Below are 21,126 nucleotides of genomic sequence, written 5' to 3'. Positions count from 1 at the left end.
TAAAGATGAAGTTTAGTGTGTTAGCAAGTGGTAGTAGTGGTAATGCTGTTTATGTAGAAAATGAGGAACATTCATTTTTAGTAGACGTAGGACTAAGTGGGAAAAAGATGGATCAGTTATTTCAAGAAATTGATCGGGATATTAAAAAACTCTCTGGAATTTTTATCACCCATGAGCATAGCGATCATATTAAAGGGTTAGGGGTCTTAGCTAGAAAGTATGGTATTCCTATTTTTGCAAATGAAAAAACATGGTCTGCTATGGATCCACTAATCGGTAACGTACCATTAGACCAAAGATTTCAATTTGATATGGAAACTGTAAAACAGTTTGGCTCTATTGATATACAATCTTTTGCAGTATCTCATGATGCAGCCGACCCTATGTTTTATATTTTTCATGAAAATGATCGAAAACTTGTTTTAATCACGGATACAGGATATGTGAGCGATCGTATGAAAGGGCTTATTAAAGGAGCAGACTCCTTTGTCTTTGAGAGTAATCATGATGTTAGCATGTTGCAGATGGGTCGTTATCCTTGGTCCGTTAAACGAAGAATATTAAGTGATGTTGGACATGTCTCTAATGAGGATGCTGCAGTTGCTATGAGTGAAGTAATTGATGTGAAGAATACGAATATCTATTTATCACATTTAAGTAAAGATAATAATATGAAAGACTTAGCTCGTATGAGTGTTACGCAAACACTTCAATCCTGTGGTGTGATTGCAGGAGAGTATGTGCATCTACATGACACAGATGCCAATAAACCTACAGAGCTAGTATTTGTATAAAAATTGAAGTTCCGAATACTATGGATGTAGTATTTGGAACTTTTATTTATTTTTTAAGAAATTTTCATCTTATTTTAATGTGTAATGGGTACATTGTTAGTATCAGACATATTAGAAATAGAGAGGAAGAGAAAGATGGATATAAATAATCCCTATGGACCACAATTGCCAAATGAACAACCAACGATAGAACCCAAGAAAAGGAATGGAAAAAAACGAGGCATGGCTGGCTATTTCTTTAGTGGACTTGCAGGCGTACTTGTTGGTGCCTTACTCGTATGGTTCTTAATACCTTCTGTAGTAACAAACCTACCATCAGACAGTGAAACAAAGTCAAAAGATACAACACAACAAACACAACAGCTTTCAGTAGATGTTACTACAGATGTCACTGATGCTGTAGAAAAAGCTTCAAGTGCAGTTGTTGGGATAACTAATATTCAGTCCGTAACAAATTTCTGGAACCAATCAGAAGCAACTCAGGATGCGGGAACAGGCTCCGGCGTAATTTATAAGAAAGAAAATGGTAAAGCTTATGTTATTACAAATTATCATGTTATTGAAGATGCAAAATCAGTAGAAGTAACATTAGCTGATGGATCTAAAGCAGAAGCAAGTATTGTAGGAGGAGATATTTGGTCTGACTTAGCAGTACTCGCAATAGATGACACTGGTGTAGAAGCAGTTATAGAATTTGGTGACTCAGATATATTAAAACAAGGTGAAACAGTTATTGCTATAGGTAATCCCCTAGGACTTGATTTTTATGGCTCGGTTACAACAGGAGTGGTATCTGGTAAAGACCGTGCAATACCAGTAGATTTAAATGGCGATGGTTTAGAGGATTGGCAGTCAGAGGTTTTACAAACGGATGCTGCGATTAACCCTGGAAACAGCGGTGGTGCTCTGATTAACTTAGCAGGGCAGCTTATCGGAATAAATTCAATGAAGATTTCTGAATCCACGGTAGAAGGTATAGGTCTTGCAATACCAGTTAATACAGCCATTCCAATTATAGAAGATTTAGAGCAAAACGGAAAAGTTAATCGCCCTTCTATGGGAATAACACTTATTGATTTAACGAATGTACCGGCGGTTCACCAAAAGGAAACATTAAAATTACCAGCTGAAGTTACAACTGGTGTTGTAGTTGATGAAGTAGTGGAAGGAACTCCAGCGGCAGCAGCAGGGATGAAATCATACGATGTCATTGTAGAAATGGATGGTGAAAAAATAGAAAATACTATTGAACTCCGCAAACATCTGTACAACGAAAAAGAAACAGGAGAAGAACTAAAAGTAAAAGTCTATAGACAGGGAAAACTAGTAGAGTTAACATTACTTTTAAAGGAAACAACAGAACTATAAACATGTGGATAACTTATTAGTGTAAATAAAAGATGTACACAACGAGTAGGAAAAAAAAGTGTGACTTTCCTACTCGTTTTTTCTTTGGTAAAATAGGTTGTGGATAACAATGAGTGATTTGTGTATAACTATTAAAAGTATTCGGACAATAAAAGGAGTGATGGAAGTGAGAATATTCAGTTGTGAAACCCATATAAACCACGCTTTAGACATGTTTGTGGCAGAACAAAAAACTTTTCCTATGTTAGAGGAATTAAAAGAAGAGGAAAAGTTATCCACAGTTTGTTCGTACTGTGAAAACTCTGCATTATATATTGTGGCTAATGAAAATTGAAACACAAGATGTAGATAACTGTTGTGGATATGTGCATAAGTGCTGTGTACAACTTGTTTGTAAACGAAATGTAAAGGTGGATAACCTGTGAATATACAAATTGTATCAGTAGGTAAATTAAAAGAAAAGTACTTAAAAATGGGAATTGAAGAATATACGAAGAGACTAGGGGCATACGCCAAAATAGATTTAGTAGAGGTGGCTGATGAAAAAGCGCCTGAAAATCTAAGTGAAGCTGATATGGAAATTGTAAAGAAAAAAGAAGGTGACCGAATTCTAGCAAAAATAGGAGCAGATACATATGTTATTGCTCTTGCAATTGAAGGGAAGATGAAAACTTCGGAGCAATTGGCTGGCGATATAGAATCTCTCATGACATATGGAAGAAGCAAAATTGCGTTTGTTATAGGAGGATCTTTAGGATTACATGAAGATGTCATGAAACGCTCTGATGAAAAACTTTCCTTTAGTAAAATGACCTTGCCTCACCAATTGATGAAGTTGGTGTTGGTGGAGCAGATTTATCGTGCTTTTAGAATTATGAAAAATGAACCGTACCATAAGTAAATGAGGAAAAATTTTTTAGAGTTTTCCCTTTGTTTTTAGGATATAATTTACAATATATAACTAAAATAGGGGTGAAGAAATGGATTTAATGAGTTTTTCAATTATTAAAGATACAGTAATGGAAAGTACAATATTAGAAAATGATCCAAAACATTACTTGTATATATATCAAAAATATAGAGACGAGTTATTACAAATAGAAAAAGAATTTAAAAAAGATATTTTGGATAATAAGTATGATGAAATTTTAGCTAAAGATAAGAATCGCATCTTTTTTGATAATATAATCTATTTATTGGAAGGAATTGATTATATAGAAAGTAAATCAGATGAAGAGCAATTAGATATAAATCAGCTTTTAGAATTAGATACATATAGGAACTTAAAATTAAGGGATTTATTAGATATTGGTTTTGAATTTCAAGATGGAAAAATGAATATCGAAATTAAAGAATTAAAAACAAAGATTGATGAAATGGAAAAAAATGATATTTGGAATGAAGCTACTGTAGAGGATACGATTAGAAAAAAATATTCAATTGAGAATACTGAAAATGTAAGATTGATAAATTCATTAAGTGAGTATACACAATTTATAAGTGAACTAGAAATAAATTTAAATAACGGATTAGTTTCTAGAGGCCAGAAAGATTCTAGTTTTAATTTATCACCTTCATTATACCGTTTGTATAAAAAAAGACAGGATGTTCATGCAAAGGGATATGAACAGACATTTAAACAAACAATTGCTTATTATTCTAAAGATTCCGCGATTAAATTAGATGAAGAACTTAGAGCTGAAGGACAGCATTTTGGTTTACCAACAGAGTATTTAGATTTTACAGAAGCGCATATTATTTCCTTATTGTTTGCAATTGAAGACTATAACTATAAAGATAATCATTCAATTGTATTTTTTATAGATTCAGCTGCTTTTAATAAGCAATCTGTAAACAAAGAAGAAAAATTGATAAATTTACACTTACAAGGAGAGAGAGAATATTTATCAAGTTATAATTCTTGTTCATATTTTATTAAATTACCAAATATAAATGAGCGTATCCATTTTCAAAAAGGTTGTTTTTTAAGAGTATCTCATCAAGACAATGTTGATGAAAATAAAGAATTAATAGAAAAATTGAAAGACAAATGTGGAATAGCAATAATAAATAAATCCTGTAAAGAAGAAATTCTTAAAGAGTTATTTACCCTGGGAATAACTTTTGAAAGTATTTATCCAGATAAAGATAATTTAGTGAAATCTATTAGATTCAATTATGAAATTATGCAAGGAGGGAGAGGAAGATGACAGAACAAATTCAAACGTTTTTTCAATCTTTGAGATATACAAGAAAAGAAATCTCAGTTCAAGATATAGTAAAATTTATAGAAAAAGGAGAACAGTTTTTAAAATTAACAGAAACTGATAAATATGATTTGATGGATTATATAAACGGTATTTTAATTAGTCCAGATTATCAAAGGGTATACAAATCATCTCTAAAAGAAGAAAGTAGTATTATTGAATCTTTATTAATGGGGATCCCAATTCCAGAAGTTTTTCTAGTAGCAAATGACAAAAATCAATTGAGAATTAGACATGTGATGGATGGTCAACATAGATTGAACGCTATCTATAGATTTTTAAACAATGAATATCAATTGAAGAATTTAGAAATAAAGAAAAATATTAATAATAAGAAATTTGCAGATTTGGAATTATCAGAAAAAATTAAAATACTTACAAGCAATCTTTCGATTTTAGAATTCGAAAATTTCAATACTGCTGAAGAGGAAATTGAATTATTTAAAAGATATAATACAAATACAAAAAAACTTGAAGCACAAGAAATAGAAATGGTAACATATTTTTCTGAAACTAATAAATACATAACCCATTTCATAAACGACTTAATCAGTGATGAAATAGCTGTAGACTATGTTAGAGATAAATTATGTGGAATTTATAATGTTACCCCTTCTAGGAATAACAAACAAAGAAATCATCAAGAAATATGTGTCATCTTAAATATAATTGAAAATGGGTTAATTGATATAAGAAATGCCAGTGATATTTCTAAAAATTTCTTGCAAAAGAAATCTTATTTATTTAAAAATGGTGAAGATGAAAAATTAGATGAATTAATTAAGGAATTTAATTTATTCAATGATTTTATAATTAAAACCTCGAATTACTTTGAATATCCATTTTCCCCTCGAATTTTAAAAGGTGATGATGAAGCAAAATTAAATAAATTTAGTATTGGATTAGCTATAGTCTATGCAACTTTATGGCATTACTTTGAGGTTAATTATGAAGAAGAAGGATTTTACGAAGAATTATTGGATTTTATTAATAAAACACCAATAGGAAATCCGAATTTTAAAGGTTCAAGTACCAATTTAAATGAAATTAAAAAATATCTTTTCGAAATAAATAAAATGCAAGATATGGACTATAGATTCTTAAAGTTCAAGCTTTAATGTAACATCTAATAGGATATTAACGAAAACTACATCATAAATAGATTCATTTTCTTAAATTTTTTTACTTTGTAAGAATTATTGGATTGCCCTTAATAGTCAGAAAAAACGACTTTTAAGAGCAGTCCTCTTTTCATATAAAAGACACTGTAAAATTTCTGTTACAATTTATGTTAAAGAAAGCCCAATATGTATTGAATTTTAAAAAGTCCTTTTACAAAGGGTACCCCTTGTAAAAGGACTTTTTATATAATGCTTGATTAAAGTAATGCTTGAATAGCATCTTGGATATCAATCATAGAAGCATCTGGCTCAAAACGAGCAACAACTTTTCCTTTACGATCTACTAAGAACTTTGTAAAGTTCCAACGAATATTATTACCAATTAAAAATTCTGGATAATACTTTTCGATATTTTCAAATAACATTTTTTGTTGAAACGTATTTTTTTCGATTTCCGGTGCATCAATTTCATGCTTTAAATAATTAAATAAAGGGTGCGTGTTGTCGCCGTTGACATTGATTTTATCAAAAACTGGATAGCTTACACCAAATTGTAGCTTACATTGTGCGGCAGTTTGCACGCCATCCTCGGGATTTTGATTGCCAAATTGATCACAAGGAAAAGAAAGTACTGTAAAACCATCCTTTAACTGTCTTTCATATAACTTCTGTAAATCTTCGTACTGATAGGTGAATTCACATTGACTAGCAGTGTTGCAAATTAGCATCACTTTATCTTTGTAAGTTTCCATAGAAAGAATATCCCCGTTAGGCTTCTTCACTTTATAATTATAAATACTCATTTTTATTAACCCCCTTTATAGGATATTAGTATATAAGAATACTCATTAATAGTCCAAAAGTTTGTTTAAAAGGTTAAAAAAAGACAAAATTGAGGAGAACTTTTAAAAGAGAAGACTTTAATTTGGTCTTGAATCAATTATGGGTGTTTCAGCCTGTAGAAAATAGACAAACTCTTAAAATTTGAGTCTGTGCTTACAGTCTTTATTCTTTTAAAATAGACTGACTAGATAATAAGCTAAAAGATAAAAGCGAAGACTACACTAATAGAAAAAGGTGAATAAAAAACCAGTCTGACTAAATAAAATCAGACTGGTTTTTTTACTAGTAAGGAGAAGACATCAACATATTTGGGTAAATACTCTTCTTAGCATTAAGGATATTCTTTAATTCTTTGGAACAGTTTAGTACCAAGTTCATTAAATGCGATAGCTACTATTATGATAGCGATGCCTACCCACTGTAAAGGCGTTACTACTTCTGATAAAATAAGACTCGCTGAGAGAATGGCAATAGGCAATTCAATAGACGTTAATATATTGGCGACTCCACCTGAAACTAACGGAGCACCAGCGGCGAAAAATAATGGTGGTAGCACTGCTCCGAATAACGAAACACCAACAGCAATCGACAACAAGTCACTCTCCAATGGCAGTACCGTAGGAATGTCATGCATGAATACAATGAATACTAAAATGGTTGAACCAGTCACCATTAAAGAGCTTCGCGTCCATGGGTCCACATTTACAGCAACTTTACCACTGCAAAATATAAACCCTGCATAAGTGAATGCTGATAGGATTCCAAAGATTAACCCTTTATATGGTAGACCACCTATATCGCCATTTACAAAATTGGAAGCAAAAAAGACCCCTATTAAGATTAGTATGATGGACAATATAGTTATAGGTGCAGGTTTTATTTTGCTGAAAATCCATTCTAAAATAATGCCTATCCAAACAAACTGGAACATTAAAATAATAGCCAGTGACGCCGGCAAATATTCCATCGAACCATAATAAAAAATACTAGTTAAACCGATTAAGCAACCGGTAATCATTATTTGAACAATATTCTTCTTATTCAGGCCTTTGAAGCTGGCGCGTTTGAATAGAGTTAGGGACCATAATAAAAAGAAGGAAATGACCATTTGTACAATATTGATTTGCCCAAGCGAGTAGCCAAAGCTAAATCCAAGTTTAGCAAATATAGGTGTAAAGCCGAAAAAGGATGCACCTAATAATATATAAATAACACCTTTATTTAATTTCACGATATGACCTCCTTCGCGCCAATACATCATCATATCATGAAAAAAGAGATTTTCTATAAATACCTAAAATGAGGAACAAATTATAGAAAACTTACAGTCATTTTACAGATTATTTTTTCTGAAAAAGGTATTTTCCTAGTACATAGAGAATGGTTAATATAGGAGATATGTAATAAAAATTAACTTAATATTCAAATTATTTGTTTGTTTTTGTTAAAAGGGGTGGATTATGTGAGAAGTATGTTAAAAACGCTATTTATTATAGAAAAAACAAATAAGAAAAATATTTTTGCTTGTCTGATTGTGGCGCTTTGTATTATTGGGATGGTTGTTTATGCGAATTCAACAGAGTTAGGTAATCCTATTAAAGAAAAATCAAGTGAATCATTACCAGTTAAGGTAGCTATGAATAAATTTCAAATTGTAGATGCCAGTGAGTACGGAGATGGTAGTGATATATACAAAAATATCGTTAAACAATATTATACATACCCGAAACAAGGGATGGCCTTAAAAACAGAACAACCAGAATTATTTATAGATACCGCAATAGAGCTTACAGAATTACGAAAACAAGCATTTGAAATGGACAATTATAATCTGGTAGCTGGAAATTTGCCCTCAAAGATAGAGAATGAAATGGACTCTTCCTATTATAAATATATAAAAAAACATAGTTTAGAAGTGTCTTTTGGCTCCCTAAGTTTCTATCCATTTTTAGCATTTTTATTTAGTGTAGTAGGCTCAGTATGGTTTGTTCTAATTTGTATTTACTCGTCTAATATTATGATAGAAGATTTCCGCCATATTTCTATTATAAAAGGTTATCCTATTGCTTTTAGTAATTATGTGTTAGCGAAATGTATGACTTTGATGAGTATAGTAGTTATTTTCATAATTGAGCTCATCATATGTAGTTTACCTCTAATCTATTTTAAAGGATTAGGACAGGCATCCTATCCTGTAGCCGTTTTTAATGGGGACGTAATGATTTATCCTATTTATAAATACATAGCAGTTTCGATTATTTATATGATTGTTCTGGCGATTTTTGCGATTTTGTTGTCTGTAATTTTAAATGTACTATTAAAAAATGTTTATTTAACTATTTTTGTACAAGTTATGCTTGTTGTTTTACCCATTTTGTTCCCGGGGCTAATCGAGCTGATACCGTTTAATCCATTTAACTATGTTAACTTTCCGAGTGTCTTAAATGGAGAGTCTTTGAATTTAGCTACGCCAGTCGCCTTAAATAGCAATGCAGGATTGCTTTATTTGTGTATTAGCATTGGATTGCTAATGGCTATTATAAAATGGGTTTTATCGACAGGTAAGCTACAGAAAATATAGGAGGTGGATAAAATGTGGGCCTATTTTAAATGGGAGTTGAGTCAATTTTTTACGAATAAGAAAAACATAGCTGTATACGTGATTTTACTATTTTTAGCTATATACTTTGTATTAAAAATTGCACCTTCATACGAACCTATTGAAAAAGTCGATGTAGCAGAGATGGAAGCACGTTACACGACGAGAGATGATTTTATCAAAAGTGTCGAAGGGAAAGACAATATACATCCTTCCGTTGCATTTGCACTGGCCATATTCCCGGGGTGGAATGAATATGATAAGGCAAGAATTGATGCAATTGGTGATAAGGATTACTTAAAATATGCAGAAGCAACAGCGGGATGGTATCTGTATTCAGACCAACTAATTGTCAACAATGGTGACTTCTTCTACAACCCTCTCTATTACACCTATGGTAATAATTATGCTCATGCTGATGGACATTATGGTTATGGTTATACAGCTAGCAGGTTTACTGGTTACGTAGAGGGAAGCTCGGAGCTGTCTATGCAGTTGTTTGAAGAAAGAACTGCTCTGCAAACGTTACAACGGATGCTAAATGATTATTTGCCAATCGTATTATTTATAAGCTGTATCTTTTTATCTGTAGATATTGTGTTGAAAGATCGTCGTAACCCTAGTTTATTAAAAGGATTTCCCATAGCTGATTGGAAAAAGCTATTGATGAAAGGAATAGTTGCTTTTATAGGAAGTGTTCTAACATTTATTCCTTTATGTGTAGGTTTTATAGTTATTGGATTACAAAATGGATTTGGTGATTTTTCACTGCCGGTGCCTATCTATTCTTACATAGAAGAAACCTTTACTAATATGCCAATGATTACATTTATATTAAAAAATGTCTTGTTTATGGCTATTTGGTTCTTATTCTTTATAGTGATCAGTTTGTTCCTAAGTATAATTGTGAAAGCGGAGTTTGCTAATTTATTTGTCAGCTTTCTCCTAATTGCTGCGGAGTGGATATATTTTGAACGAGTAATGGGGGCATATTCAGATATTGAACGTTATCCAACATCATATGTACAAGTAGGACAAGTCATTTCAGGATATAGAAACTTTGTTTATGAGTCGCCTGATTTAACCTATCAATACGGGTTAACAATAGTAGGAGGTTGTACACTCTTTTTGATGATATTGACGCTGATTGTGAGTAAATTTAAAAGGTTTAAGTTAATAGCCTAGGAAAGGGTGATAGACTTGTTGGAACTAAAAAAAATAGGTGTACAGTTTGGAGACAAACAGGTATTAAAGGATATATCGATTAAATTTCAACCAGGGGAAATCATTGGTTTAGTAGCACCAAATGGCACAGGGAAATCGACATTGATGAATGTGATCATGAATTATTTAGCTCCCAATCAAGGAAAGGTGATTTTAAATCATGAACTACAATATTCAAGTAAAGCAAATGAGGTGAAGATACATCAGGATGTATCTATGATGCCGGACCAAAGTGATTTATATAATCATGTTTCTGGTAAGAATCATCTGAAAATCTATCAGGAAATGTGGAATAGCGATCCGAAATTAATAGATGACACAATTGTAAAACTTGGTATGGAATCTTATGTAAAGAAAAAAACAGGCACTTATTCTTTAGGAATGCGTCAGCGTCTATGCTTTGCTATGCAAATTGTTTCCAATACACAAGTGATGCTGATGGATGAAGTGATGAACGGATTGGATCCAACGCACGTAGAGCTAATATCTCAAATACTTTTACAAAAAAAAGCAGAAGGTAAAACAATTATTATTGCCTCTCATTTATTGGAGAATCTAGAGCAATACGCAGATCGTATATTCTTTATGAAAAATGGTGAACTAAAGTTAGTAGACGATGTGTCACCTGGTTTTAGTGACAACAAGGTAACAACGGTTCGTGTATCAAATTTCTCGCAGGAGCTCCTTATAGTTTTTAAAGAGCAGTTTCCAGAACTAGCAGTGCAGACATTACCAAACGGTAAAACGCTTATTGATGTAAAGGAGCAAGACACAATAACTTTAGGTGCCATTACCCAGTATTTAATAGCACAAAGACTAACTGATTTTAGCTTTGGTAAGTTGACATTGAATGATTTATATTCGTTGGAGTACCAGCAAAGCTAATTACTTCTTGAAACAGAGCAGACTTGCGATTCCCAATGGGACCTTGCGATTTGCTCTGTTTGATTTGCGCTTATTATGCTATGGACAAAATTGTGGAATATTTTACTACGATTAGTCCCATAGTATTAGCTTAATGACAGTACACCCATAATGCGTTATAATAAACCACATTGTAATCACCCTTCAACTAAAAGAAAGGGGTTTTTTTTATGATTAAATTAGTTAATGTCAGTAAAAGCTTTTCGCAGTTTAAAGTCATTAAATCTGTATCTCTAATGATAGATAAAGGTGAGGTCCATGGGATTATCGGAGCTAGTGGAGCAGGGAAATCCACCTTGTTGAGGCTTGTGAATTTGTTAGAACTCCCGGATCAAGGGGAAGTAGAAGTGAATGGTCAAAAGCTAACAAATCTTAGCAGCAAGGAACTTCGACGAGCCCGCAAGTCAATCGGAATGATTTTTCAACACTTTAACCTATTGGCAAATAAAACTGTTTACGAGAATGTAGCAGTATCCTTAGAGTTGGCTAACTATCCAAAGAAGGAACGTAGGGATCGGATAATAGAGTGTCTTCAATTTGTTGGATTAGAAGATTTAATAAAGCAATATCCAGCACAATTAAGTGGTGGTCAAAAACAGCGTGTTGCAATTGCAAGAGCATTAGCGAACAATCCACAAGTTTTGTTATGTGATGAACCAACCTCTTCACTGGATCCAAATATAAGTGCTGAAATACTAGGAGTATTAGAAAACATTAATAAAGTTCTAGGTGTTACAATTGTTATTGTCAGCCATGAGATGGAAGTAATTAAAAGTATATGTAATCGAGTAACGGTTATGGCAAATGGAGAAATTTATGATACCGTATCAACTGAACCAATTGGGGTCCACCATATAGATAAGAGCCCTAGCTATTTTGTAGAGCAATTAGCAAAGGCTGGTGAGATGGATGATGCCTGATATATTGGTTCAATATGAAGCTGAAATTTGGTTGTCCATTGGTGAAACATTTATAATGGTTGGGGCATCTATAGGAGCAGCGATACTATTAGGTCTCCCGGTTGGGACTTTACTTTTCCTTTGTCGCAAGGGAGAAGTAATTGAAAATCGATTGGTTTTTACTGTTTTAAATTTATTGGTAAATATAATTCGATCTTTTCCATTCTTACTACTAGTTGTTTTTTTAATTCCTTTTACAAGATTAATCATAGGGACAGCTATCGGCACAACAGCTGCAATTGTTCCGTTAGCAATCATTGCTATTGCACATTATTCAAGACTAGTCGAGCAATCTTTATTGGACGTACCTAAAGGTGTAATGGACGCAGCAATTTCAATGGGTGCTTCTGTTAAAGAAATAGTATTTAAATTTCTTTATGTAGAGACTAGATCTGGTCTTGTTCTTGGACTAACTACATCAATAATTAGTTTTATTTCTTACTCGACCATTATGGGAGTAGTAGGAGGCGGTGGTATTGGTGACTTTGCTATACGGTATGGATATCAACAATTTAAGACGGATTTAATGATTTATATGATTATTATTATGATTATACTAGTACAGCTCATTCAGTTTACTGGTACTACTATCGCCAGAATAATAGATAAGCGTTAGATAACAGGGATAACAGGAGGAACATATGAGAAAAATTCTTTTATTAATAACATTGTTAGTGGTAATTTTAGCTGGTTGTAGCCAAGAGAAAGAGAAGAATGATAAAGAAAAAGTGCAGGGAAATGATGAAGAAGTAACATTAAAAGTAGCGTCATTAATCCCTCCAATGACAGAAATTCTTGAACTTATTAAACCGAAGTTAGCAGAGCAATCAATTAATCTTGAAATAGTTGTTTTAGGAGATAATGTTCAACCTAACACTGCACTAGCAGCAGAAGAAGTAGATGCGAACTTCTTCCAACACGTTCCCTATATGGAGGAATTCAATAGAAATAACGATGCAAATCTAGTGCCAATTATTCCTATATACTTTGCGAATTATGGTACATATTCTAAAGAATATAATTCGATGGATGAATTACCGGAAGAAGCTGTAATTGCAATAGCAAATGACGTTTCAAATATAGATCGTTCACTAGCATTGTTAGCCCAGCATAATGTCATCACTTTAAAAGAAAAAACAGGTTCCTACTATACGAAAGCTGACATCCTGGAAAATCCGAAAAACTATAAGTTTGAGGAAGTAGACTTGTTGATGCTAGCGAGAATGTACGATGATGCAGATGCAGTAGTAATGACACCAGCATATGCTGCACCATTGAATTTGACACCAAAAAGTGATGCCCTCCTTACAGAAGGAGACGACAACGACTTTGCTATTACTTTAGTTGCGCGCGAAGATAATAAGGATTCAGAAGCAATTAAAAAACTTGCGGAAGCTATGACAAGTACTGAAGTACGTGAGTTTTTAGAGAAAAACTATGATGAAACGGCAATTCCAGCATTCTAATATAACTTAAAAAGGGCTATTCGAGTGGACTTACACTCTGAATAGCCTTTTTTTGTGAGGAGAAAACTATAGAAGGGCATTTAGCTCTGGTGACAGCAGCCAACATACTAATTCTTATGTGAACTCAAGTATAGTCAGCGATTTTGTATGTCATTATCTGACTGGAAGTAGTCACATTTTTTGCTGACTTTAAAATCGCTTACAAATAGCTTATAATGGACTCGTAGTAGAAGATAGAATATTTATAATTGTAATTTATGATATGGTTATATTAGAATAGAAAAGATGTATTTCTGTAATTTAACTTGACATAAAGTTATGCCTAAGTAGTGTACATCCTTTAAACAAATACGGAGTAAGGAAGGTTTATATGAACAAGAGAGAAACTGAAATAGAAACAGAAGTTATCTTAATAGGTGCCGGAATTATGAGTGCTACTTTAGGAACATTATTGAAGCAATTAAAACCAGAGTGGAAAGTTAAAGTATTTGAGAAACTCGATAAAGCAGGGGAAGAAAGCTCTAACGAATGGAATAATGCTGGAACAGGGCATGCAGCACTGTGCGAGCTAAACTATACTTCAGAAAATCCTGATGGCTCTATGAATATTACTAAAGCTATTAATATTAATGAACAGTTCCAACTTTCCATGCAGTTTTGGTCTTTTCTGGTAAACAGTAAGCTACTAAATAATCCGGAAGATTTTATCATGCCGTTACCTCACATGAGCATGGTACAAGGAGAAGAGAACGTCGCATTTTTAAAGAAACGTTTTGAAGCAATGTCAAATAACCCTTTATTCCAAGGAATGGAATTTTCCGATAATCCAGAAAAACTGAATGAATGGATTCCGCTGATTATGCAAGACCGTCCAGCAACAGAAGCAATTGCAGCTACAAAAATTGACTCTGGAACAGATGTTAACTTTGGAGCTTTAACACGTATGTTGCTTGACCATCTAAAAAACCAAAACGTGGATATAAATTATAATCATAGTGTGGAAAATCTTAAACGCACGAGTGATGGTAAATGGGAAGTAAAAGTAAAGAATGACGCTGAAGGTAAAATTGAATACCATACTGCAAAATTTGTCTTCGTTGGAGGCGGAGGTGGAAGTCTTCATTTATTACAAAAATCCGGTATTCCTGAAGGGAAGCATATTGGTGGATTCCCAGTAAGTGGACTATTCTTAGTATGTAACAAACCAGAGGTTGTAGAACAACACCATGCAAAAGTATACGGGAAAGCTAAAGTTGGTGCTCCACCAATGTCTGTTCCGCATCTTGATACTCGATTTATTGACAATAAAAAATCGTTACTATTCGGACCATTTGCAGGTTTCTCACCGAAGTTTTTAAAAACTGGTTCCATGATGGATTTAGTAACTTCTGTGAAACCAGATAACTTAACAACTATGTTGGCAGCAGGCGCAAAAGAGTTATCATTAACAAAATACTTAATCCAACAAGTTATGTTGTCAAAAGAAAAACGTATTGAAGAATTACGTGAGTTTATCCCTAATGCTAAACTTGAAGATTGGGATACAGTAGTTGCAGGTCAACGTGTACAAGTTATAAAAGACACAGAGACTGGTGGTAAAGGCACACTTCAATTTGGTACAGAGATTGTTACCGCAGAGGATGGCTCTATCGCAGCATTGCTAGGTGCCTCTCCAGGTGCCTCAACCGCTGTACATGCCATGATCGAGATACTTTATAGATGCTTCCCACAACATGTAGATGAGTGGGAACCAAAAATTAAAGAAATGATTCCATCATATGGCGTATCGTTAATGGAGAATCCTGAGCTTTTACAGGAAGTTCATGCTTTAACTGCAGAAACACTTCTACCAAGCAAGAAAGAGAAAGCTCATAATTAAGTTTTCCAAAGAATCTTTAATCTGTCTATTGATAGATTAAAGATTCTTTTTTGACTTCTAGGACTTTCAGAAGAAAAATTCTTATAAATTAATATCGTAGAATGGGACAAGATACTTTATAAGGAATACATTTTGTATTTCTTAATAAATTTCAATGAGGAGGACATTTATGCCAAATGTAGAAGTGAAATGCGCTGTATCAAATTGTATTTTTCACGCAAAAGGGAATGTTTGTGGTGCCGAAAAAATTGAAATAGATATGGATTACCATGCAAACCACAATAATACAGAGTTCGCTTCTGAATTTGATTACCGCTCTATTTCTGAAGAAGCTAGTCATTCTGCAGATACTTGCTGTAAAACGTTCAAATCTAAAGATGTAGCTTGTGAATAGTATTAGTAAATCATACTAATGATAAAAGCAGCCCTGTTTTTTAGATTATATTGGCGAAAATAACCTGATCATTGAGATGGAGGGACTAAAGAATATTATCTTTAGTCCCTCTTTATATAGCTATTTGAAATACGGAATTTTTTTTAGTACTACACAAACTGGAATGGCAACACAGAGTCCTACAACATTTTGTACGATGTTTCCAGGAATAGAGGCTGCTGGTATGATCCAACTTTTAAAGATGATTGCTTCTCCAAGATAATAGACAGCCAGCATAAAAGGAATCGACACAATTGTAGCAATTAGATTGAGTGCTAAACTACTTCCGTTGCGTCCCTTCGACCAAGCAACTTTTCCCACGATATAACCCTGCAAGCCACGTGCTAAAAACGTAATTGGTGCCCATAAAACCCAAGGACCTACTAAATCGAATAAGCCCATACCAATAGCACCAGCAATAGCACCTTTTTTAGGGCCAAATAAAATAGAAGAGATAAAGAGTACGGCCGTTCCAAGATGAACTAACCCTCCATTAGCTGTGATAGGTAATTTAATGTTTAACAAAATAGTAGCAACGAAGACAAGTGCAATTAACATAGATGTAATAATTAAATCGAAAGTACGTACATGAGAATAGCTTGTTGTTTTTTGCATAGTTGAATCCTTCCTTTTTCAAATTATTTTTTAGATTTAATTTACATTAGCAATGAATTGATGTTTTTAAAAGTACCAATATAAAGAAAACTGTAGTGGTCAGTTTGTAAGGAAACAGAAAACTTAAGAGCAAAATTCAATATAACTAGTGGATTTAAATCTCGAACAAAAAAACGTTCAAAGGCAAATATCCTTTAACGTTTATTTTTTATACATATGTCGTATTAGTATTGTTATAGGACATGATACAATTTAATCATCCAAACTTGTATATAGGGGGTGGAGAGATGGCTCGTAAAATTGCTCCATATATTTTGGTAGTTGGTCTATTCTGTATAGTATTGGATGGACTTTGGATTGTAGAGTCATATGATTCGTCTGTTTCCTATCCAAGAGAGGCACTGATTTATTTGTTAATAGGGATATGTTTGATCGTTATTTCCTATTTCTTTTTCAAATTTAAAGAGCCTCTAAGTATAGCAATACAGAAGGATTGCGAAGCTAAGAAAGATAATAGATTGTATATTCGTAAAGTATGGGATAAAAGAGAGGAACTCGGAGAAAGGGCAATGGTAGTTCTCTTGATTACTTTAGTAATTATAGCTGTTTTCGATTTTGGGCTAGCTGTTCAATTATTATTACCAATCTTATTCTGTGGAATGGTTGTAGTAGCTTTCCTCTATGCAATGTATCATGAAGAAATGCAAATGGAAGATGATGAACAACTAAAACCCAAAACTGCTAAAGTCCGAAAGCTTATGAGTTTACTTGATTATAGAAATCACCTCTTCAGCTTGTCCTTGCTCCTATTTATAATAATAATCTTCTCTTATTTATTCGCTAAGGATCTAGGTTATACATTTGCCGAAATAAGTGGTATGAATGTAATGACTTTAGAGGGTGGAGTATATAGCTTAGCTGGCCTTATTTTTTTATGTGGGTTTGTCTATATTATCCACCACGTAGATTTTTTAGGTGTTCGACAAGCAAGACAGAGTTATGAAAAGGTATTAAGAATACATTTTCTGGAACTCGGTTTTGTGGGAATAGTTTTCTTTATTTGGTTAATTTCTTTAGTGTTCAGCTATTAGAGTCTATATAGTCAGTCGTCGAGATCTGATAATCAAGATGACTGACTGATAATATATATGCAATTCTATTTATTTTATACATACAGACCTGCTAAGAAGATACCTAATGCCTCTTCATAGATTTTATCAAATTGGGAGAGGGGTAGTGGATTTATACCTGTGCCAAGCTCAACCGTAAATCCTGGTCTGCGCCAATCCTGGATAAACCAGTCTTTATAGCCCGCATAGCTATCAATCGTTTGCACAGCCTCGTAGCCACTGACTCTACTAAATTCTGTGACCATTGCTTCAGACTCGGGTGGCTCGAGGTTTTCAAATCCCCAATAGATAACTTCTCCTTGTGTATGAAATGCAAGTACTCTTGCAAAATCACTATTCCTAGTCAAATCTGCCATTGCAATTGCTTCGGGTTCAGACAAGGGGCTTTCCCCTCCGTAATCTCTGGGACCTGGTACCTGAGGATTACGGGCACGTTCTAATTCCCATTCAGCAGGAAATTGATCATTCAGATCGACTCCTCGAATATTTGCTTTCCATCCTGAAAAATCAGAGCTGCCATTATTCCATTCAATTACTCTATCTCTCCATGGACTTTCTTCTGGTAGACCATTTAGTACAAGATCGACACCATCCGGATTAACCATGGGAACTATAGACAGAGAGGCTTGTGAGTATAGTGGAAGCGTATTGAGCCCTCGAATAGGAGTTTGGTTAGTGAGAGACAATGCGTAATCATTTAAAAAAGTTAATATGATGGGAGTTGTAATCCATTCATTTGCATGGAAGGAAGCATTATAATGAACTCTTTTTTCTCCATCTCCTATTAATACTTCAGGTATTTCCCGCCCCTCCACTGAATTACCGATAGAAGATATCCTTAAAAATGGGTAAACAGTTCGTAGTTGTCTCATATCATTCATCAATGTGCTATAATCATAATTCTGTTTTCCATTCACTATTCTCCATGTCACTCTAATGGGAATGTTAATTGACTGTCCGATTCTTAAAAACGCTGGATTAAGTGTAGGATTAACAAGAAAAAGTGTATCCAGTGGAAGATTTCTGCTACTAGCAATAGACCACAGTGAATTCCCCGATTTAATTTGGTAAGAAGTAGTAACATATCCTGGGATTTGAATACGCACGCCTATTGATAGTGTTTGTGGGTCGATATTCCGATTAGAGTCAATAATAAGCCGAAAAGGAACCTTGAATAATTGACTATAATACCAAAGCGAGTCCGCGGATCTAACGTATACGTCCATGTCGTTCCTCCTTTTTAAAAAAACCAATCATAAAAGTATATGAAAATAACTCAAAATTAGTGAGGAGTGCAATAAGTAAAAAGCACATCGAAGTCGATGTGCTTTTGGGAGGTTAATCTTTTTTCATAATAAAACTTAAATGCCGACCTGATTGTCGATCCTCTCGATAAGAGAATCCATCTGGACTTATAAACGTACAGGTTGGATCAATTGTAATATGGTCTGTAGGAATTCCGGCGAGCTCGCACTGTTTTTTCACCGTTAACTGATTGTCGATATGATACTTGTTAGTTGAACTCTTAAAATATATAAAGTCTTTAGCATAGCCTAAGTTATTAAACTTTTTATAGACATCTAGATCTACTTCGAACTTCTCTTGGCTCAGGGCAGCACCTATTTGTACATGGAAGTCACTTGGGTTACAGTTTTCTACCTTTTTTAAGTGTCTAAACAGCTTTAGGGTCACTTCCTTAATCGTCCCTTGCCAACCCGAATGAATAACACCAATAAGACCATTCACTTTGTTGTAAAAGATGACGGGAACACAATCAGCGGAAAAACTGGTTAAAATAATATTTGACTCAAAAGTATACAAAGCATCCGTGTCAGGTATGGCTGTATCCTTTGTTCTAGCTCCACGACCTTTATCTTCAATCGTTACTCGATGAAAGTTGGCACTATGCGTTTGATTGGCGCAAACGAAATTGTCCATTTCACTAGAAAGAGAAGTCGCTAGTTTTTTTCGGTTTTCAAGGATGTCCTCCGGATTTACACAAATATGTAGAGCCATGTTTCCTTGTTCTAGTTCTGTAGTATTTTTCAAGGTCATTCCTGCAACTATCTTGTCATTATTAACGTACATTTTCATTTTCATGTCATCACCTAAATTCACTATATAATAGCGGGTTTTAAATGTATATATAATACCATGGGATGATTGTACTTTTGTCTAAAGTTTCGTTGGAAATGCTATACTTATATCTAATAAATATATCCATATAGGAGAGTTTTATGGTTTTTAAACGACACCAATTAGTCGCTAATAAATGGAGTGTACTAATTTTAACGATATTAATAACTGTAATAGCTAGCGAATTTAAAGTTATTCCTTTTAATGGCGAGGATTTCCGTTTTGGATTAGGAAGTGCTGCTTTTTTCTTTCTTCTGTTAATATTTCAACCGACATCTTTAATATTCACGGGTTTTTTAACAGGAGTTACGGTTGTTCTTGTGCGAATTGGGGAGGATATGCTATTTACTGATGAGGCTTTTGGTCTAATATTAGTAGATCATATACCCGCTTTTTTATTTTATTTGCTTTTTGCAACTGGGTTTAGTGTTATACGCATAGAGCGGTTTAAAAAGGCGCCTCTGCTTCTAGGAGCGTTTGCCACAGTTTTGGAGTTTACAGCTAATAGTGTGGAACATATTGTTCGATATTTATTATGGAGCAATATGCATCTGGAGGTTCAAGAATGGGTACTATTAGCATTGGTAGCCATTTTTCGAAGTTATTTTGTAGTAGGTTTATATAGCTCAATTATTATAATGGAGCAAAATAAGCGAATACAAGAAATGTTAAAGGTTGGTTCAAACTTATATGCAGAAACACTTTATCTACAAAAATCGATGAATCATATAGAGAAAATTACTGCTTCTAGCCATGATTTATACCGCAAATTAAAGAGCCAGGATCATCTTGCTTTAAGTACCCAAGCATTGAAAATTGCTCAAGAAATACATGAGGTAAAAAAGGACTCTCAACGGATTTTAGCAGGATTGCAAAAGATCACAACAGTTGAAAGGAACAAACATTACACGCTCTCAGAAGTTGTACAGCTTGTTATCCAAGGGAACGAAAAATACAGTGAATTACTTAATAAAGAAATTGTCATTCACTCTACTATTTTAGTCGATTATGAGACAGAGCAACAAATTCCATTGTTGGCACTATTGAATAATATATGTGCTAATGCAGTAGAAGCTATATCAACTACAGGCAAAATTAGCATAAAGGTTTATGAAGAGTCAGCATTAACGTGGTTTATTATCAAAGATACTGGAGGAGGTATCTCCAAAGAAGATCATGGCATTGTATTTGAACCAGGCTATACTACCAAATTTAATGATTCAGGAGTAGCTGCAACAGGTATTGGTCTATCCCACGTCAAAGAAATTATTACAACCCTGGAAGGCCAAGTACAAATTGAATCTTTTGATAAAGGTACTACCTTTAAGGTAAATATCCCAACAGAAAACATAAGAAAAGGTGGGTAAA

General features: G+C 33.7%; 21 protein-coding genes. 16 read left to right on the top strand and 5 right to left on the bottom strand.

All coding sequences use genetic code 11. The features are described 5' to 3' along the window. Positions 1-5: 5 nt before the first annotated feature. The 6 genes from MKX39_RS19370 (at position 6) to MKX39_RS19345 (ending at position 5,547) form a co-directional block, all read left to right on the top strand. The gene (locus tag MKX39_RS19370; protein WP_093537989.1) at positions 6-794 is read left to right on the top strand and encodes an MBL fold metallo-hydrolase; all 789 of its coding nucleotides are present in this window, start codon (positions 6-8) and stop codon (positions 792-794) included. A 135-nt stretch (positions 795-929) separates the two neighbouring features. Continuing rightward, entirely contained in the window at positions 930-2,162 is a 1,233-nt protein-coding gene (locus MKX39_RS19365) for a S1C family serine protease (RefSeq protein WP_419957692.1), read from the top strand. A gap of 166 nt (positions 2,163-2,328) precedes the next feature. Next, positions 2,329-2,496 carry a CxxH/CxxC protein gene (locus tag MKX39_RS19360; protein WP_340764266.1) on the top strand — a complete coding sequence of 56 codons (168 nt, stop codon included), beginning with the start codon at positions 2,329-2,331 and terminating at the stop codon, positions 2,494-2,496. 87 nt (positions 2,497-2,583) lie between these two features. Continuing rightward, positions 2,584-3,063, top strand: coding sequence for a 23S rRNA (pseudouridine(1915)-N(3))-methyltransferase RlmH (gene rlmH, locus MKX39_RS19355; RefSeq protein ID WP_093537986.1), 480 nt, complete (start codon positions 2,584-2,586; stop codon positions 3,061-3,063). 79 nt (positions 3,064-3,142) lie between these two features. Beyond that, positions 3,143-4,372, top strand: coding sequence for an FRG domain-containing protein (locus tag MKX39_RS19350; protein ID WP_340771249.1), 1,230 nt, complete (start codon positions 3,143-3,145; stop codon positions 4,370-4,372). Then, positions 4,369-5,547, top strand: coding sequence for a DUF262 domain-containing protein (locus MKX39_RS19345; RefSeq protein WP_340771245.1), 1,179 nt, complete (start codon positions 4,369-4,371; stop codon positions 5,545-5,547). The genes MKX39_RS19350 and MKX39_RS19345 overlap by 4 nt, the downstream gene beginning before the upstream one ends. A 260-nt stretch (positions 5,548-5,807) precedes the next feature. On the opposite strand, the gene MKX39_RS19340 is transcribed toward MKX39_RS19345, so the two are convergent. Then, a complete protein-coding gene (locus tag MKX39_RS19340) occupies positions 5,808-6,353 on the bottom strand; it encodes a glutathione peroxidase (protein ID WP_340764262.1) in 546 nt (181 codons plus the stop codon). A gap of 371 nt (positions 6,354-6,724) precedes the next feature. Further along, entirely contained in the window at positions 6,725-7,624 is a 900-nt protein-coding gene (locus MKX39_RS19335) for an EamA family transporter (protein ID WP_340771244.1), read from the bottom strand. Between the two features lie 231 nt (positions 7,625-7,855). Between MKX39_RS19335 and MKX39_RS19330 the strand changes: the two genes are divergently transcribed. The 8 genes from MKX39_RS19330 (at position 7,856) to MKX39_RS19295 (ending at position 15,838) form a co-directional block, all read left to right on the top strand. Then, a complete protein-coding gene (locus MKX39_RS19330; protein WP_340771242.1) occupies positions 7,856-8,974 on the top strand; it encodes a hypothetical protein in 1,119 nt (372 codons plus the stop codon). Positions 8,975-8,986: 12 nt separating this feature from the next. Continuing rightward, the gene (locus tag MKX39_RS19325; protein ID WP_340771240.1) at positions 8,987-10,177 is read left to right on the top strand and encodes an ABC transporter permease; all 1,191 of its coding nucleotides are present in this window, start codon (positions 8,987-8,989) and stop codon (positions 10,175-10,177) included. An 18-nt stretch (positions 10,178-10,195) separates the two neighbouring features. Next, entirely contained in the window at positions 10,196-11,101 is a 906-nt protein-coding gene (locus MKX39_RS19320) for an ABC transporter ATP-binding protein (protein WP_340771238.1), read from the top strand. Between the two features lie 209 nt (positions 11,102-11,310). Then, positions 11,311-12,060, top strand: a complete 750-nt coding sequence (locus MKX39_RS19315; protein WP_340771237.1) for a methionine ABC transporter ATP-binding protein — start codon at positions 11,311-11,313, stop codon at positions 12,058-12,060. Continuing rightward, positions 12,053-12,715, top strand: coding sequence for a methionine ABC transporter permease (locus tag MKX39_RS19310; protein ID WP_340771531.1), 663 nt, complete (start codon positions 12,053-12,055; stop codon positions 12,713-12,715). Before MKX39_RS19315 ends, MKX39_RS19310 begins: the two co-directional genes overlap by 8 nt. Positions 12,716-12,740: 25 nt before the next feature. Next, a complete protein-coding gene (locus MKX39_RS19305; protein ID WP_340764251.1) occupies positions 12,741-13,565 on the top strand; it encodes a MetQ/NlpA family ABC transporter substrate-binding protein in 825 nt (274 codons plus the stop codon). Between the two features lie 370 nt (positions 13,566-13,935). After that, positions 13,936-15,444, top strand: coding sequence for a malate:quinone oxidoreductase (locus tag MKX39_RS19300; protein ID WP_340771235.1), 1,509 nt, complete (start codon positions 13,936-13,938; stop codon positions 15,442-15,444). Positions 15,445-15,613: 169 nt separating this feature from the next. Further along, the gene (locus MKX39_RS19295; protein WP_093537975.1) at positions 15,614-15,838 is read left to right on the top strand and encodes a DUF1540 domain-containing protein; all 225 of its coding nucleotides are present in this window, start codon (positions 15,614-15,616) and stop codon (positions 15,836-15,838) included. Between the two features lie 120 nt (positions 15,839-15,958). Here the strand turns inward: MKX39_RS19295 and MKX39_RS19290 are convergent, their stop codons facing one another. Then, positions 15,959-16,492 carry an ECF transporter S component gene (locus tag MKX39_RS19290; RefSeq protein WP_093537974.1) on the bottom strand — a complete coding sequence of 178 codons (534 nt, stop codon included), beginning with the start codon at positions 16,490-16,492 and terminating at the stop codon, positions 15,959-15,961. Positions 16,493-16,779: 287 nt separating this feature from the next. On the opposite strand from MKX39_RS19290, the gene MKX39_RS19285 reads away from it, so the two are divergent. Then, positions 16,780-17,583, top strand: coding sequence for a hypothetical protein (locus tag MKX39_RS19285; RefSeq protein ID WP_340771233.1), 804 nt, complete (start codon positions 16,780-16,782; stop codon positions 17,581-17,583). A gap of 74 nt (positions 17,584-17,657) precedes the next feature. Here the strand turns inward: MKX39_RS19285 and MKX39_RS19280 are convergent, their stop codons facing one another. Beyond that, positions 17,658-18,848 (bottom strand): M14 family metallopeptidase, encoded by a 1,191-nt coding sequence (locus MKX39_RS19280; RefSeq protein ID WP_340771231.1) that lies wholly within the window; start codon positions 18,846-18,848, stop codon positions 17,658-17,660. A 112-nt stretch (positions 18,849-18,960) separates the two neighbouring features. Continuing rightward, entirely contained in the window at positions 18,961-19,722 is a 762-nt protein-coding gene (gene pgeF / locus MKX39_RS19275) for a peptidoglycan editing factor PgeF (protein ID WP_340771229.1), read from the bottom strand. Between the two features lie 137 nt (positions 19,723-19,859). On the opposite strand from pgeF, the gene MKX39_RS19270 reads away from it, so the two are divergent. After that, a complete protein-coding gene (locus MKX39_RS19270; protein WP_340771226.1) occupies positions 19,860-21,125 on the top strand; it encodes a sensor histidine kinase in 1,266 nt (421 codons plus the stop codon). The last annotated feature ends 1 nt before the right edge of the window (position 21,126 follow it).

The sequence above is a fragment of the Psychrobacillus sp. FSL K6-1464 genome, assembly GCF_038003145.1.
GTDB lineage: Bacteria > Bacillota > Bacilli > Bacillales_A > Planococcaceae > Psychrobacillus > Psychrobacillus psychrotolerans.
This window is presented reverse-complemented; position numbering and strand designations above follow the sequence as displayed.